Here is a 15,020-nt window from a genome sequence, read left to right as displayed (position 1 = left end):
TCGTCCAAGGCGTGGAGTTAAAAGAGTCGGCTTCCAGGCCCATTGCGACGAATTTGGCAGGTCTCGCTTAGAGCGGTTCCCGATCAGGTTGGTTCGTATCCAGCGGCTGCGAAGTAGTTGGCGCATTCGCGCGGCGTGAAGCGATCGAGGCAGCGTCCGATTGCGTTCCACAAGCCTTCGACGGTGCGCTCGGCGGCCCTGCGCAGCAGCGCTTTCAGCTTGGCGAAGGCGTTCTCGATGGGATTGAGGTCGGGACTGTAGGGCGGGAGATAGAGGAGCTTTGCGCCGGCAGCCTCGATCGCTGCGCGCACGCCTGCGCCCTTGTGGCTGCCGAGATTGTCCATGACGACGATATCTCCTTCCCGCAATTCTGGAACGAGCACCTGGTCCACATAAGCCTGGAAGGCGAGCCCGTTGATCGGCCCATCGAGAACCATCGGCGCGACCATGCCCGACAGGCGCAGGCCTGCAACAAAGGTCGTTGTCTTCCAGTGGCCGTGCGGAATGGAGGCCCGCAGCCGCTCGCCGCGGGGCGCACGCCCGCGCGGGCGTGCCATGTTGGTTGACGCCCATGTCTCGTCAATGAAGATGAGCTTGTCAGGATCGAGGCCAATCTGGCCGTCGACCCACTCTTCTCGCTTCTTCAGGACGTCCGGCCGCTCTTGCTCAGTGGCGTATACAGTCTTTTTTTGAGCGTGATCTTGCGACGCTGGAAGAAGCGCGACAACGCGGAGACGCTGAAAGCGTGTCCATCGGCGGCGAGCGCCGCCTTCAGTTCCTCCAATGTGCTGTCGGGCTTGGCCGCAATCAGCGCGAGGATGCGTTCAGCTTGCGCTTCGATCGCCTGCGAGCGTCGATCGCCGCCCTGTGGCTTCGGCGTCACTTCGCCCGTCTCGCGCGCTTGCGCCATCCAGCGGATCGCACTCGACACGCCCACTCGAAAGTGCGCAGCGGCCTCCCGACACGACATGCCGCCCGCAACGGCGGCAACCACACGCTTGCGGAGATCAATCGAAAGAGGTGGCGCCATGCCCGCCGGCCTCCTTCGCCAGCAGGCAGTTTGAATCAGAACCGGCGTGATTTGGGAATCTTGAGGGTTCTGTGAGGTCGCGTGGCAGGCGCGAGCCGCGCGCTCTGTCGTGCGTGCGACCTCATAGAAGCCGGATTGAACGAAGCTGCGGAGTTGTGGGCGCTATGGGAATAGTGCAGCGGGTGCGGCTGCTGGGAAGGCGCTCCTGTGGTCGCCGCGCGTCGGCGAGACATTCATCGGATGTGAGCAGCCCGTTTGATAGGGCCAAGGGCGCGATCCAGCGAGCGACTTGCTGCGCTGGGATGCGTTGCCGAACGATTGGCGTGGTGTTCGGTGACGAGCGCGGCCGCGGCGACTTCGGACGTTGCCACCGCGAAGGTGATCACAGAGGAGGTGGATGGTGCAGGCGCTGGTCATGACGTATCACAACGAAACGGATGGTCGCGGGCGCAGGCTCGCGGGACGACATCGACGCGCCGCATGGTGCCGCCACAATGCGGGCAGACGGGGATCTTCCATTTGGTGAGGGGATCGTCGCCGGCTTCTTGATCAGTCGGAGGGTTGCGGACAGTAAGGAGTTGACGGCAGAAGGCGATTTTATCGCTGCGTCCGCCATTGGCGAGGAAACCATAGTGGCGGATGCGGTGGAAGCCGTCCGGCAGGGTGTGCAGGAGAAAGCGACGAATGAACTCATCGGCATTAAGCGTCATCACTTTGGCTTTGCGATTCTGCCGATAGTCCTTCCAGGAAAAGCTGACCTTGCCGTCGGCAAGCGAGATCAGCCGGCTGTTGGCGATGGCGACGCGATGCGTATAGCGGCCGAGATAAGCCAGCACCTGTTCGGGGCCGCCGAATGGCGGCTTGGCATAGACGACCCAGTCGGTCCGTCGGAGTTGAGCGAGGCGTTGGGTGAACGCGGCGGGATCCGCCAGATGCGCGAGATCGCCAAAGAAACCCAACTGGCCAGCCGCGAAGGCAGCTTGCAGCTCTTGCAGAAACAGGCGGCGGAACAACCGGGAGAGGACGCGTACTGGCAGGAAGAAGCCGGGCCGGCAAGCGACCCAGCGTGTGCCGTCGAGCGAGGGTCCACCGCCGGGCACGACGCAGTGGAGATGCGGATGGTGTTGCAGGGTCTGGCCCCAGGTGTGGAGGACGGCGGTCACGCCGAGCTGAGCGCCGAGATGCTTGGGGTCGGCCGCGATGGTGGCGAGCGTCTCGGCCGCGCAGCGGAACAGGATGGCGTAGACGACGGCCTTGTTCTGGAAGGCGATCTCTCCGGCGGGGGCCGGCAGGGTGAAGACGACGTGGAAATACGGTACGGGAAGGAGTTCGGCTTGCCGTTCGGCGAGCCATTGCGCGCGCGCCGCGCCCTGGCACTTCGGGCAATGCCGATTGCGACAGGAGTTGTAGGCAATGCGTGTGGCGCCGCAGTCATCGCACTGCTCGACGTGGCCGCCGAGCACAGCCGTCCGGCATGCCGTGATCGCGCCCATGACGCGCCGCTCGACGCGGCCCAGATGCTCGGCACGGGCTTGCCGAAACGCTTCGCCGTGGCGGCGGAAGATATCCGCCACTTCCAGAACCGGAGCCATCAGGTCCGCTCAGCCGGGCGGCACGACCTCCAGGCGGAGCCGGTCAAGCGGACTTGGCGTATTGCTGATGGTCTTGGTGGCGACTTGGGTATAGCGCGCCGTGCTGGCCAGACTGGCATGACCGAGCAGCACCTGGATGATGCGCACGTCGGCCCCGTTCTCCAGGAGATGGGTCGCGAATGTGTGCCGCAGCGTATGCACTGTCACCGACTTGCTCAAGCCGGCCGCAGCGCAGGCTGAACGGCAGGCGGCGTGCAGCACGTTGGGGACGAGCGGACGCTCGTCGTCTCGGCCGGGAAACAGCCATCGCTTTGGCCGAGTGAGCCGCCAATACGTCCGCAGAATCCTCAAAAGCTGCGGCGAGAGCATAACGTAACGGTCCTTGCCGCCCTTGCCGTGCTCGACCCGGATCAACATCCGTTGGCTATCAATGTCGACAACCTTCAAGAGGACCACTTCCGATACGCGCAAGCCTGCGGCATAGACGGTGGTCAGCGCGGTACGGCTCTTGAGGCTTGGGATTGCTTCCAGGAAGCGCACGACCTCGTCGGCGCTCAGCACGACCGGCAGTTTGCGCGGTTTACGCGCATAGGCGATGCGCTCCGGAACGGTGTCATGACCAAGGGTCACACCGTAGAAGAACCGCAGTGCGCAAACGATCTGGTTCAGCGCCGGCCAGGACATCCCCGTCGCAACCAGATGAACCTGGAAGGCACGGATATCCTCCAGGTCGAGGCGGTCAGGAGAACGACCGAAATATCGGCTCAACTTCGCTACGGCGTTGAGGTAGGATTGCTGCGTCGCCGGTGACAGATTGCGGACCGTCATGTCCTCGATCATGCGGCGGCGAAGTGGGCTGATCTCAGCCATCGGAAAACCTCCTGTCTAAAGGGTTGGGCTTCGAAAACCCGCAATCCTCTCAGACAGGAGGCAATCCTTGCTACGCCTCCCTACATGCCGCGCCAGCGGCTTCGTTCAATCCCTAACGATTCAATTTGGTCGGGAACCGCTCTAGGTCTCATTTCGGAGGCTGGGCCGACGTCATTTGCTGGCCGTGCGTATTACGTGACCCGGAGGCGCCGATTGGCGAACTCTGAGCGGACGAGCCAAGGCGATTATGCCCTTCATTTCTCTCCGCGGTGACTGCTTGTGCCTTGTTTCGGCCAGAAAGCGAGCATTGAAAGAGTTAGACAAAAGCGTGTTCTGAGGTGTCCTCATGGCGGCACTTGCGGAGATAGCTCCTTCTGATCTGGCCGACGAGCTCACCGCACATGCGGTTACCAGCATCGAGACTGCCGATTATTTCTCTTTTCCCTTCCCGCATATTGTCTTCCGCAATTTCTTTCCCGCGGATTTCTACCGGGATCTGATACGGAGTGTCCCCACTCAAGGATATGATCCGATCACTGACACGGGAACTCGTGTGGCATTGCGCCTCTATGGCGAGAACATCGAAAAGATCGACCCGGCACTGCGATTTGCATGGGCTGCGGTATCGATCATGTTGACCTCGAAGGGGGTCGAGCGGGCGATCCGGAACAGACTGCATGACGGGCTCGCAATTCGCGCCCGCGGCGACAAGGTGCCCGACGCCGACGCTCTGAAGCTGATAGCGAAGCCGGTGGTCTACTGGGACAGGGATGGCTACCAGATCAAGCCGCATCCGGACACACGCAAAAAGGTCGTGACGATGCAGCTTTATTGTCCGGCCGACATCAGCCAGGAAGCTCTCGGCACGACGCTCTATCGGGCTTCCCTCAAAGGCCTGTTTCATGTGGGTTCGTACTGCCTGGAGCCTGTGAAAACCATCCCTTTCCTGCCCAATGTCGGATACGCGTTCGTGGTCCTGAAGGCCTATCACTCGCTGACAAAGATGAGCTGGCACGGCCGCCCGCCCATCAAAACCGATCAGCCTCGGATTTCCATTCTCAACACCTTTTACATGAACGAGTATGTGGGCTTCTGATCGTTCGCCAAAGGTGTAGCGTGCCGGGTCCGGCGATGGTGTAAGACTGGACATCGGTGACTGCCGCTTCTGGCCCCATCTGCGACATCCAGCGATGTCCGCTATCGCGCCGTTGTTGGCAAAGAAGCGGACATCAGGCGCGCCGGAGCGGAACGCTCCGATCTGACCAGGATGGGGTCTTAGGCGGACTTACTCGTCATCCTCGTCGTCTTCTTCCTCGTCCTCGTCGTCCTCATCCTCATCGTGGTCTTCTTCGACCTGCATGAGTGTGGCGAGCGGCAGCGTCTCGCGGAACAGGTCGCCTTCCATGCCCATCCAGAGGCAGAGCACCTCGTCCTCCTTGATCTCCGCGACGGTCAGCGGCTGGCCGCCGGATTTCAGCATCACGACATCGCCGACTTTCAATTCCATAGATAGTCCTTTCGAGTTGATCGACCCGGACGAGGCTAGCAATTTGTCATGACATGTCGAACACGGGCGAATGTGGTGGGGGATCCCGATTGGCTCTTACGACTACGTGGGTGCTCGGCCTGCATGGTTCTCTAGGCGATGCGAAGCATCGTCCGGGAGACGCCCGCTGGGGCGGGCTCCTCACCATGAGGGTCTCACATTGCGCCGAGACAAGACCTCATCCTGAGGAGCCCGCGCTAGCGGGCATCTCGAAGGATGGGCCGCAGGTGACTGCCTACTAAGGCCTTCCATTGCAGCCATCACGAGGATGGCATCATGCCCCTGTTTTGCCCGACGTGTCAAAGACGTTTCGTAAAATCCGTAAGTCGTTGAATTTGCAGCAGCCGGCTACAGTGCATGGGGTTGTTTTTCGATTTTTGTTGTGCGCCCCGCTTAGACCCGGTCCGGCACCAGTTCGGTCAGCGAGCGGATGATGCGGTCGGGCTTCACGGTCGAGCCTTCGGGCAGGCCGTCGCCATGCACGTCCATCCAGACCGCGTAGATGCCGAGGCGCTGCGGTGTCACGACTTCCCATTCGAGGTTATCGCCGATCATCCAGGTGTCTTTCGCGGTGACGCCGAGTGCGTCCATCGCGTGCAGATAGGCGCGTTCCTCGGGCTTGCCGAAACCGTGCTCGCCCTCGATCTGGATGTGGTGGAAGCGGTGCGCGAGCTCGAAGCGCTCGACCTTGGCGCGCTGCATGTCGGCAGCACCGTTCGTGACCAGCGCGAGCTTGATGCCGAGCGCCTTCAGCCGGTCGATGGCATCATGCGCGCCGGGGAAGACGAACATTTCATCCTCGCGATAGGCGGTGAAGCGATCGGCGAGGCGGATGGCGAGATCGTCGGGAAGGGCGCGATGGCCGGCTGCCGCAAGCGCCGCGAAGCCGCCCTTGACTGTCAGGCGGCGCGCCTCGCCAAGCTTCAGCCGCCACGCGGCTTCCGCATTCGCCCAGAAATTTCGCGCGAAGGACAGCACCGCGGTTGCGACCTGCTGCGGCGGCAGCGGCGCAAGCTCCTCGGCAAACTCGGTTGCGATCGTGTTCCAGGCGATCTCGGGACGGCCATAGGCCGACAGGATGGTGTCGTCCATGTCGATCAGCATGGCGCGGGGCAGTGGCTTCATCGCGGTCATGGCCACTTCACCTCCGGCGGCAGCGACGACAGGATCGAATCCACATTGCCGCCGGTCCTGAGCCCGAAGATCGTGCCACGGTCGTAGAGCAGGTTGAACTCGACATAGCGTCCGCGGCGGATGAGCTGCTCCTCGCGATCACCGGCAGTCCACTTCGTCGCAAAATTGCGCCGCACGATTTCAGGGTAGATCTTCAGGAAGGCACGGCCGACATCCTGGGTGAAGGCAAGGTCGGCGTCCCAGTCGCCGCTGTCGTGCCAGTCGTAGAAGATGCCGCCGACGCCGCGCGCCTCCTTCCGGTGCGGCAGGTAGAAATACTCGTCGCACCATGTCTTGTACTTGTCGTAGTCGGCGACGCCGTTCGGTCCGCTGCAGGCCTCTTTCATCGCGGCGTGGAAAGCGATCGTGTCGGCATCCTCCTGCGTGCGCCGGCGGTCGAGCACGGGCGTGAGATCGGCGCCGCCGCCGAACCACGCCTTGCTGGTGACGACGAAGCGCGTGTTCATGTGCACCGCCGGCACGTGCGGATTGCGCATGTGCGCGATCAGCGAGATGCCGGAGGCCCAGAAGCGCGGATCCTCCGCAGCGCCCGGGATCTGCGCCCGGAATTCGGGCGCGAATTCGCCGTGGACGGTCGAGCAGTGCACGCCGACCTTCTCGAACAGGCGGCCATACATCATCGACATCACGCCGCCACCGCCGGGCGCGCCGGTATGGTCGGTGCGCTGCCACGGCGTGCGTTCGAAGCGGCCGGCCTCGCCGGGATAGAGTGCCGTGGGTGCGTCGTCTTCGAGCCGCTCGAAGCTTTCGCAGATGTCGTCGCGCAAGCGCTCGAACCAGGCACGCGCGCGAGCCTTGCGTTCTTCGATCGTGCTCAGGTCCACTACAGATGCCATCCCGTCAGCCCTGCGGACCGTAATAGGTGCAGCTCTCGTTGCAACTGTCACGGTAAATGCTGACGCGGGTCAGCCCCTCGATATGCTGGAGGCGCTCCCAGACGAAGCGCGAGAGGTTTTCCAGCGTCGGCACGCCAATGGCCTCGATCTTGTTGAGGTACTTGTGGTCGAGCGTCAGCCGCACGTCCTCGATCGCGCGCTGGACGAGGCCGAGATCGACCACCATGCCGGTCACCGGATCAGGCGTGCCGCGCAGGCTCACCTCGGCGCGGAAGGAGTGGCCGTGGATTTCCTCGCTCGCCGCACCGAAGGTCGTTCCGGACAGCGAGTGCGCAGCCTCGAAGCGGAAGGATTTCGTCAATTCCCACATCTGTTCGCAGACCGATCCTATCTGATGCCGAGTGACTTGTGCGTCTGTACGCTGAGCCGCCATTGCGGATGACGCAGGCAATAGTCGATGGCGCGTGCCGTGTTCTCGGCGACCTCGGGCCCGTCCATCGGCTGCAGCGAGAAGCGCTCGAAGGCCAGGCCCTCGAAAGATTCCGGCGCAGCGAGCGGCTGAGGATAGACCAGCTTCAATTCGTGGCCGTGCCGCAACACGAGCTCGCTTCCGCCCTTGGGGCTGACGCAGATCCAGTCCAGCCCCTCGGGGGGCGCGATCGTGCCGTTGGTCTCGACGCCGATCTCGAAGCCGCGCGCATGGAGCGCCTCGATCAGGGCGGCGTCGACCTGGAGCAGCGGCTCGCCCCCGGTCAGCACCACGTAGCGGTTGTGGCCTGCGCCGGTCCATTGTCCGGCGATGGTGTCGGCAAGTTCCGCGGCCGTCGCGTAGCGTCCGCCGAGCGTGCCGTCGGTGCCGACGAAATCCGTGTCGCAGAATTTGCAGACCGCCTCCGCGCGATCGGCCTCGCGGCCGCTCCAGAGATTGCAGCCGGCAAAGCGGCAGAACACGGAGGCGCGTCCGGCATGGGCGCCTTCGCCTTGCAGGGTCAGGAAGATCTCCTTGACCGCGTAACTCAAACTTCTCTCCTCAACGTATCAAACTTGCGGGTTCCGGACCTGCCGCAGCGCTTCGCCTGCGGCCATCGCCGCGGTCATCGCCACATTGAGCGACCGCAGCCCCGGATTGATCGGGATCACCAGCCGCGCATCCGCGGCCTCGACCACCTCGTCAGTGACGCCGGCGCTCTCGCGCCCGAATAGCAGGATGTCGGACGTCTGGTAACGGAAATCGAGATAGTTCGTGGCGCCCTTGGTGGTGAACAGCAGCAGGCGGTAGCCTTGTTCCGTGCGCCAGGCCGAAAATTTCGACCAGGAGTCGTGCCGCGTCACGCTGACATGGTTGAGATAGTCCATTCCCGCCCGGCGGAACAAGCGGTCTGAGACAGGAAAACCGGCGGGTTCGATGATGTGGGCGGCCAACCCCAGGCAGGCGCAGAGCCTGAGAATCGTACCGGTGTTCTGCGGAATGTCGGGCTGGAAAAGTGCTATCTGCATGGGCGTGGCGGCGTCGGTTGCGGGGCGGAAATGTCTCAATAAAACATCGCTCGCCCGGGAATTCGTGCATTGCACGCTTCCGCGCCGATAGCGGGCTTGCGCTCGCCCGGCAAGGGTGCCAATAGAACGATTCTGGACTGCTGTTTCACCCGTTTCGGCGTGGGCAAGCAAAGTTCTGCCGCGGGGGGCCGCGGGCGCCGGCAGCCTGTTCTGGGGACCTTTGGGCGCCCCCTGGGGCGGTTCCACCGGTCGCATAAGAAGAAAGGGTTGGAATCGTGACGACAGCGTCTTCGGCGGATCATCCGACACGCCGTGATTTCCTATTCGTTGCAACGGGGGCAGCGGCCGCAGTGGGGGGCGCAGCAGCGCTTTGGCCCTTCATTTCCCAGATGAATCCGGATGCCTCCACGATCGCCGCCGGCGCGCCGATCGAGGTCGATCTCAGCCCGATCGCCGAGGGCCAGGACGTCAAGGTGTTCTGGCGCGGCAAGCCGATCTACATCAGCCACCGCACCAAGAAGCAGATCGAGGAAGCGCGCGCCGTCAACGTGGCGAGCCTGCCCGATCCGCAGAGCGACGAGGCGCGCGTCAAGTCCGGCCATGATCAATGGCTGGTCGTGATCGGCATCTGCACCCATCTCGGCTGTATCCCGATCGCCCATGAGGGCAATTACGACGGCTTCTTCTGCCCGTGCCACGGTTCGCAGTACGACACGTCCGGCCGTATCCGCCAGGGGCCTGCGCCCGCCAACCTGGCGGTGCCGCCCTACCAGTTCGTCTCCGACACCAAAATTCAGATCGGCTGAGCCTCGGGCCTTCGTCCGAAGCTTCGCGCCGTCACGTCGTTTTATTTCCTCAGGATCGCATCATGAGCGGACCATCCGACTACCAGCCGAGCAATCCGGCACTGCAGTGGATCGAGCGGCGCCTGCCGATCTTTGGTCTCATGCACTCGTCTTTCGTCGCCTATCCCACCCCGCGCAACCTGAACTACTGGTGGACCTTCGGCGCCATCCTCTCCTTCATGCTCGGGATGCAGATCCTGACCGGCGTGATTCTGGCGATGCACTACACGCCCTATGCCGATCTGGCCTTCAAGTCGGTCGAGCTGATCGTGCGCGACGTCAACTATGGCTGGCTGCTGCGCAACATGCACGCCGTCGGCGCGTCGATGTTCTTCTTCGCCGTCTACGTCCACATGTTCCGCGGCCTCTATTACGGGTCGTACAAGCAGCCGCGCGAGGTGCTGTGGATCCTCGGCGTCATCATCTACCTCTTGATGATGGCGACCGGCTTCATGGGCTACGTGCTGCCGTGGGGCCAGATGAGCTTCTGGGGCGCCACCGTCATCACCAACCTGTTCTCCGCCATTCCTTATGTCGGTGAGAGCATCGTGACGCTGTTGTGGGGCGGCTACTCGGTCGGCAACCCGACGCTGAACCGCTTCTTCTCGCTGCATTACCTCCTGCCGTTCCTGATCGCAGGCGTGGTCGTGCTCCACGTCTGGGCGCTGCATGTCGCAGGCCAGAACAATCCTGACGGCGTCGAGCCGAAGTCGGAAAAGGACACGGTACCATTCACGCCGCATGCGACCATCAAGGACATGTTCGGCGTCGCCTGCTTCATGATCCTCTACGCTTGGTTCATCTTCTACATGCCGAACTATCTCGGCGATGCCGACAACTACATCCCGGCGAACCCGGGCGTGACACCGCCGCACATCGTGCCGGAGTGGTACTACCTGCCGTTCTACGCGATCCTGCGCTCGATCCCGAACAAGCTCGCCGGCGTCATCGCGATGTTCTCGGCGATCCTCATCCTGTGCTTCCTGCCCTGGCTCGATAGCGCCAGGACCAGGTCCTCGAAGTACCGTCCGCTGGCCAAGCAGTTCTTCTGGATCTTCGTCGTGGTCTGCCTGCTGCTCGGCTATCTCGGCGCACAGCCGCCGGAGGGCATCTATGTGATCGCCGGCCGCATCCTGACGGTTTGCTACTTCGCCTACTTCCTGATCGTGCTGCCGCTGCTCTCGCGCATCGAGACGCCGCGGCCGGTGCCGAACTCGATCTCGGAGGCGGTGCTTGCCAGGGGCGGCAAGGTGGTGGCTTCCGTCGCTGTTGCGCTCGTTGCTGCGGGTGCGCTGTTCCTCGGCACGTTGCAGGACGCCCGCGCCGCCGAAGGCAACGACAAGCCGCCGGCCAACAAGTGGTCGTTCGCGGGTCCCTTCGGCAAGTTCGACCGCGGCGCGCTTCAGCGCGGGTTGAAGGTCTACAAGGAGGTCTGCGCCAACTGCCACGGCCTGTCCTACGTCGCCTTCCGCAATCTCGCGGAAGCCGGCGGCCCCGGCTATTCGCCGGCGCAGGCGGTGGCGTTTGCCTCGGAATACAAGATCAAGGATGGCCCGAACGATGCCGGTGACATGTTCGAGCGCCCGGGCCGCCCAGCCGACTATTTCCCCTCGCCATTCCCGAACGAGCAGGCGGCTCGTGCGGCGAACGGCGGTGCGGCGCCGCCCGACCTGTCGTTGATCACCAAGGCGCGCTCCTACGAACGCGGCTTCCCCTGGTTCATCTTCGACTTCTTCACCCAGTACCAGGAGCAGGGGCCGGACTACGTCGCGGCTGTGCTTCAGGGCTTCGAGGAGAAGGTGCCGGAGGGTGTGACCATCCCGGAGGGCTCCTACTACAACAAGTACTTCCCGGGCCATGCCATCAAGATGCCGAAGCCGCTCAGCGACGGCCAGGTGACCTATGACGACGGCTCGCCGACCACAGTCGCGCAGTACGCTCACGACGTCACCACCTTCCTGATGTGGACCGCCGAGCCGCACATGGAAGCGCGCAAGCGCCTGGGCTTCCAGGTGTTCGTGTTCCTGATCATCTTCGCGGGCCTGATGTACTTCACCAAGAAGAAGGTCTGGGCCGACTCGCATTGAGCGGCGAAGGCGCGATAAGAATGAAAAAGCCCCCGAGACGGGGGCTTTTTTGTTGCGCGCACTCATGTCCCGGAGGCGGCGCAGCGTGCAACGGTGCGCCCCTGAGCCGGGACCCAGCCTTTCGTGCGTGGCTAGGCCCCGGATCAGCAATGCATCACGCCGCGAAGCGCGGCGCACTGCATTGCATCCGGGGCACGAGAGTGTGTTGTTTGGCGCGATTGCCTATCGCGTGCCCACCGGCCAAAATACCGCCGACCGCCCCCAGAACACCGTCGGAGGACAACATGGGAACCGTCATCACCTTCAAGCGACCGGACGGCAAGGATGCATCGGGCTATCTCGCCAACGCCGCGCGCGGCAATGCGCCGGGCGTGGTCGTGATCCAGGAGTGGTGGGGGCTGTCGGACCAGATCAAGGGTCTGTGCGACCGCTTCGCGTTGGCCGGCTTCGACGCGCTGGCGCCCGATCTCTACAAGGGCAAGGTCGTGCCGTATCACGACACGGAGAGCGCCAACAACGAGATGAACTCGCTCGACTTCATGGATGCCACCACGCAGACGGTGCGCGGCGCCACGCAATATCTGTCGCGCAACGGTGCCAAGGTCGGCTTGACCGGCTTCTGCCTCGGCGGCGCGGTGACCATCATCGGAGCCACGAAAATCCCGGAGCTTGCAGCCGGCGTCGTATTCTACGGCATCCCGCCGGAGCAGGCGGCCAAGCCCGCCGATGTCAAGATTCCGCTCCAGGCCCACTTCGCCAACAAGGACGACTGGTGCACGCCGCAGGTGGTGGATGCCTTCGAAAAGGGCATGAAGGCCGCCGGCAAGTCGCTGGAGCTGTTCCGCTATGACGCCGAGCACGCCTTCGTCAACGAGCAGCGCCAGGCCGTGCACGACCGAGAAGCTGCCGAGCTCGCCTGGGGCCGGGCGGCGGAGTTTTTCAGGAAGCATCTGGGGTAGGGGACGTCTTCGCCAAACCACTTCCTGTGGTTATGGGTCCCGGATCTGCGCTTCGCTTGTCCGGGACGACGAAGTGTAGCCCGGAGACCCGCCCTTGACGCCGCTCCCGCGCCATGGTGTTAGTTCCCCCATGAGCACCGCCGTCCGCCCAGCCCGTCGTTGGTGGCGCACCTCCTAAAGAGGTGGCCGGTGCGATTTCTTTTCTCAAAATCGTCGAAGGTCGCCAACGCAGTGCGGCGGCCTGATCGTTCGTCCTGTGTGGCGTTCCCTCGGCAAGTCTCGTAAGAGGAGCCCAAGAGGATCACATGAACAGGACAGTCTTTGCCCTTCCGGCCAGAAGCGAATATGCGACCCGTGCCGGCCTTGCGATCACGCGCGTGGTGGAGCAGTTCACCGGCGGCGCCAACAGGCTCGACGATCTCATCAGCCTGCTTGATCGCCGCCGCGGCGTAGTGCTGTCCTCGGGCACGACCGTGCCCGGCCGCTACGAGAGTTTTGACCTCGGCTTCTCGGACCCGCCGCTCAAGCTCGAGACGGTCGGCTTCAACTTCACCCTCGAAGCGCTGAACGGGCGCGGGCAAGTGCTGATCGCCTTCCTCGGCGACGTCTTGCGCGAGCCCTGCGTGGTGATCTCCGAGAGGACCGCTTCGCGCCTCGCCGGCCACATCATCCGCGGCGATGCCCCGGTCGAGGAAGACCAGCGCACGCGACGCGCCAGCGTGATGTCGCTGGTGCGCGATCTCATCGCCGCCTTCTCTGCCAATGACGACGCGCTGCTCGGCCTGTTCGGCGCCTTCGCCTACGACCTCGTGTTCCAGATCGAGGACCTCGTGCAGAAGCGCCCGCGCGAACAGGACCAGCGCGACATCGTGCTCTATGTTCCGGATCGGCTGCTTGCCTATGACCGCGCCACCGGCCGCGGCGTGGTCCTGACCTACGATTTCGCCTGGAAGGGCAGGGGCACGGAAGGCCTGCCGCGCGAGACCGCCGACAGCCCTTACCTGAAGACACAACGTCAGGGCTTTGCCGATCACGCGCCCGGCGAATATCAGGCAACGGTCGAGACCGCGCGCGCGGCATTTGCGCGCGGCGATTTGTTCGAGGCGGTGCCGGGGCAGCTTTTCGCAGAACCGTGCGACCGCTCGCCGGCCGAAGTTTTTCAACGCCTCTGCGTCATCAACCCGTCGCCCTACGGCGCGCTGATGAATCTCGGCGACGGCGAATTCCTGGTGTCGGCCTCGCCGGAAATGTTCGTGCGCTCCGACGGGCGCCGCGTCGAGACTTGCCCGATCTCGGGCACCATCGCGCGCGGCACCGATGCGATCGGCGACGCCGAGCAGATCCGCCAGCTCCTGAACTCGGAGAAGGACGAGTTCGAGCTCAACATGTGCACCGACGTCGACCGCAACGACAAGGCGCGCGTCTGTGTCCCCGGCACGATCAAGGTTTTGGCGCGCCGCCAGATCGAGACCTATTCAAAGCTCTTCCATACTGTCGATCACGTCGAGGGTATGCTGCGTCCCGGCTTCGATGCGCTCGATGCGTTCCTCACCCATGCCTGGGCGGTGACGGTGACCGGCGCGCCAAAACTCTGGGCGATGCAGTTCGTCGAGGATCACGAGCGTTCGCCGCGGCGCTGGTACGCCGGCGCAATCGGCGCGGTGAATTTCGACGGCAGCATCAACACCGGCCTCACCATCCGCACCATCCGGATGAAGGACGGTCTCGCCGAAGTGCGCGTCGGCGCGACCTGTTTGTTCGATTCGGACCCCGCCGCCGAAGACCGCGAATGCCAGGTAAAGGCGGCGGCACTGTTCCAGGCGCTGCGCGGCGATCCGCCGAAGCCGCTATCGACCTTCGCGCCCGATGCGACCGGCTCGGGCAAGCAGGTGCTGCTGATCGATCACGATGACAGCTTCGTGCACATGCTCGCCGACTATTTCCGCCAGGTCGGCGCCAGCGTCACCGTGGTCCGCTATGTGCATGCGCTCGACATGCTCAAGCAGAAGAAGTGGGATCTGCTGGTGCTGTCGCCCGGGCCGGGACGGCCAGAGGATTTCGGGATCAAGAAGACGATCGATTCAGCGCTGGAGAAGAAGCTGCCGGTGTTCGGCGTCTGCCTCGGCGTGCAGGCGATCGGCGAATATTTCGGCGGCGAACTCGGGCAGCTCGTCCATCCCGCCCACGGCCGGCCCTCGCGCGTTCAGGTGCGTGGCGGCAGGTTGATGCGCAATCTGCCGAACGAGATCGTGATCGGCCGCTATCATTCGCTCTATGTCGAGCGCGACAGCATGCCGGATGTTCTGAACGTGACCGCAAGCACCGAGGATGGCGTCGCCATGGCGCTGGAGCACAAGACGCTGCCAGTCGCCGGCGTGCAATTCCACCCGGAGTCGCTGATGTCGCTGGGTGGCGAGGTCGGCCTGCGCATCGTCGAGAACGCATTCCGGCTGGATGCGGGGGCGAATTGAGTGCTGTCATTGCGAGGAGCCACCCGGTCCCGCGTTTGGCGGGCCGGATCACAGGCTCCGCGGACGAAGCAATCCAGTTTGTCTCAGCGAACA

The 15,020-nt window shown here is 63.6% G+C and carries 14 protein-coding genes; 5 read left to right on the top strand and 9 right to left on the bottom strand.

The annotated features are described in order from the left end of the window. Positions 1-83 precede the first annotated feature (83 nt). From MTX21_RS14555 to MTX21_RS14545, 3 genes are all read right to left on the bottom strand, one after another. Positions 84-1,030 (bottom strand): IS630 family transposase gene (locus MTX21_RS14555; RefSeq protein WP_280965490.1). Its coding sequence is split into 2 segments (ribosomal slippage): positions 84-689 and positions 692-1,030, totalling 945 coding nucleotides; the frame shifts between segments, so codons are not numbered across the junction. 413 nt (positions 1,031-1,443) lie between these two features. Beyond that, positions 1,444-2,625: an IS91 family transposase gene (locus MTX21_RS14550; protein WP_280970930.1), complete on the bottom strand. Its 1,182-nt coding sequence runs from the start codon at positions 2,623-2,625 to the stop codon at positions 1,444-1,446. 6 nt (positions 2,626-2,631) lie between these two features. Then, entirely contained in the window at positions 2,632-3,492 is an 861-nt protein-coding gene (locus MTX21_RS14545; protein ID WP_128943944.1) for a site-specific integrase, read from the bottom strand. A gap of 346 nt (positions 3,493-3,838) precedes the next feature. Between MTX21_RS14545 and MTX21_RS14540 the strand changes: the two genes are divergently transcribed. Continuing rightward, positions 3,839-4,588, top strand: coding sequence for a hypothetical protein (locus MTX21_RS14540; RefSeq protein WP_280965489.1), 750 nt, complete (start codon positions 3,839-3,841; stop codon positions 4,586-4,588). Positions 4,589-4,777: 189 nt separating this feature from the next. On the opposite strand, the gene MTX21_RS14535 is transcribed toward MTX21_RS14540, so the two are convergent. The 6 genes from MTX21_RS14535 to MTX21_RS14510 all read right to left on the bottom strand — a co-directional run bounded on the left by MTX21_RS14535 (position 4,778) and on the right by MTX21_RS14510 (position 8,565). Continuing rightward, positions 4,778-4,999, bottom strand: coding sequence for a DUF2158 domain-containing protein (locus tag MTX21_RS14535; RefSeq protein WP_280965488.1), 222 nt, complete (start codon positions 4,997-4,999; stop codon positions 4,778-4,780). 432 nt (positions 5,000-5,431) lie between these two features. Then, entirely contained in the window at positions 5,432-6,172 is a 741-nt protein-coding gene (locus MTX21_RS14530) for an HAD family hydrolase (protein ID WP_280965487.1), read from the bottom strand. Continuing rightward, positions 6,169-7,068 carry an oxygen-dependent coproporphyrinogen oxidase gene (hemF, locus tag MTX21_RS14525; RefSeq protein WP_280965486.1) on the bottom strand — a complete coding sequence of 300 codons (900 nt, stop codon included), beginning with the start codon at positions 7,066-7,068 and terminating at the stop codon, positions 6,169-6,171. The genes MTX21_RS14530 and hemF overlap by 4 nt, the downstream gene beginning before the upstream one ends. A gap of 4 nt (positions 7,069-7,072) precedes the next feature. Then, a complete protein-coding gene (locus tag MTX21_RS14520; RefSeq protein WP_280965485.1) occupies positions 7,073-7,438 on the bottom strand; it encodes a 6-carboxytetrahydropterin synthase in 366 nt (121 codons plus the stop codon). Positions 7,439-7,455: 17 nt separating this feature from the next. Beyond that, complete coding sequence (queE, locus tag MTX21_RS14515) at positions 7,456-8,088, bottom strand: 7-carboxy-7-deazaguanine synthase (RefSeq protein WP_280965484.1); 633 nt, start codon at positions 8,086-8,088, stop codon at positions 7,456-7,458. An 18-nt stretch (positions 8,089-8,106) separates the two neighbouring features. After that, complete coding sequence (locus MTX21_RS14510; RefSeq protein ID WP_280971051.1) at positions 8,107-8,565, bottom strand: tRNA (cytidine(34)-2'-O)-methyltransferase; 459 nt, start codon at positions 8,563-8,565, stop codon at positions 8,107-8,109. Positions 8,566-8,840: 275 nt separating this feature from the next. Between MTX21_RS14510 and petA the strand changes: the two genes are divergently transcribed. The 4 genes from petA (at position 8,841) to MTX21_RS14490 (ending at position 14,927) form a co-directional block, all read left to right on the top strand. Further along, positions 8,841-9,371, top strand: a complete 531-nt coding sequence (gene petA, locus MTX21_RS14505; protein ID WP_280965483.1) for a ubiquinol-cytochrome c reductase iron-sulfur subunit — start codon at positions 8,841-8,843, stop codon at positions 9,369-9,371. Positions 9,372-9,433: 62 nt separating this feature from the next. After that, positions 9,434-11,497 carry a cytochrome b/c1 gene (gene fbcH, locus MTX21_RS14500; RefSeq protein WP_280965481.1) on the top strand — a complete coding sequence of 688 codons (2,064 nt, stop codon included), beginning with the start codon at positions 9,434-9,436 and terminating at the stop codon, positions 11,495-11,497. 284 nt (positions 11,498-11,781) lie between these two features. Next, positions 11,782-12,456: a dienelactone hydrolase family protein gene (locus MTX21_RS14495; protein WP_280965480.1), complete on the top strand. Its 675-nt coding sequence runs from the start codon at positions 11,782-11,784 to the stop codon at positions 12,454-12,456. 305 nt (positions 12,457-12,761) lie between these two features. Then, positions 12,762-14,927 (top strand): anthranilate synthase component I, encoded by a 2,166-nt coding sequence (locus tag MTX21_RS14490; RefSeq protein ID WP_280965479.1) that lies wholly within the window; start codon positions 12,762-12,764, stop codon positions 14,925-14,927. Positions 14,928-15,020: the final 93 nt, after the last annotated feature.

This window comes from Bradyrhizobium sp. ISRA430 (assembly GCF_029909975.1).
GTDB lineage: Bacteria > Pseudomonadota > Alphaproteobacteria > Rhizobiales > Xanthobacteraceae > Bradyrhizobium.
The sequence above is the reverse complement of the archived record's forward strand: the minus strand, read 5'-3'. Positions and strand labels throughout refer to the sequence as shown.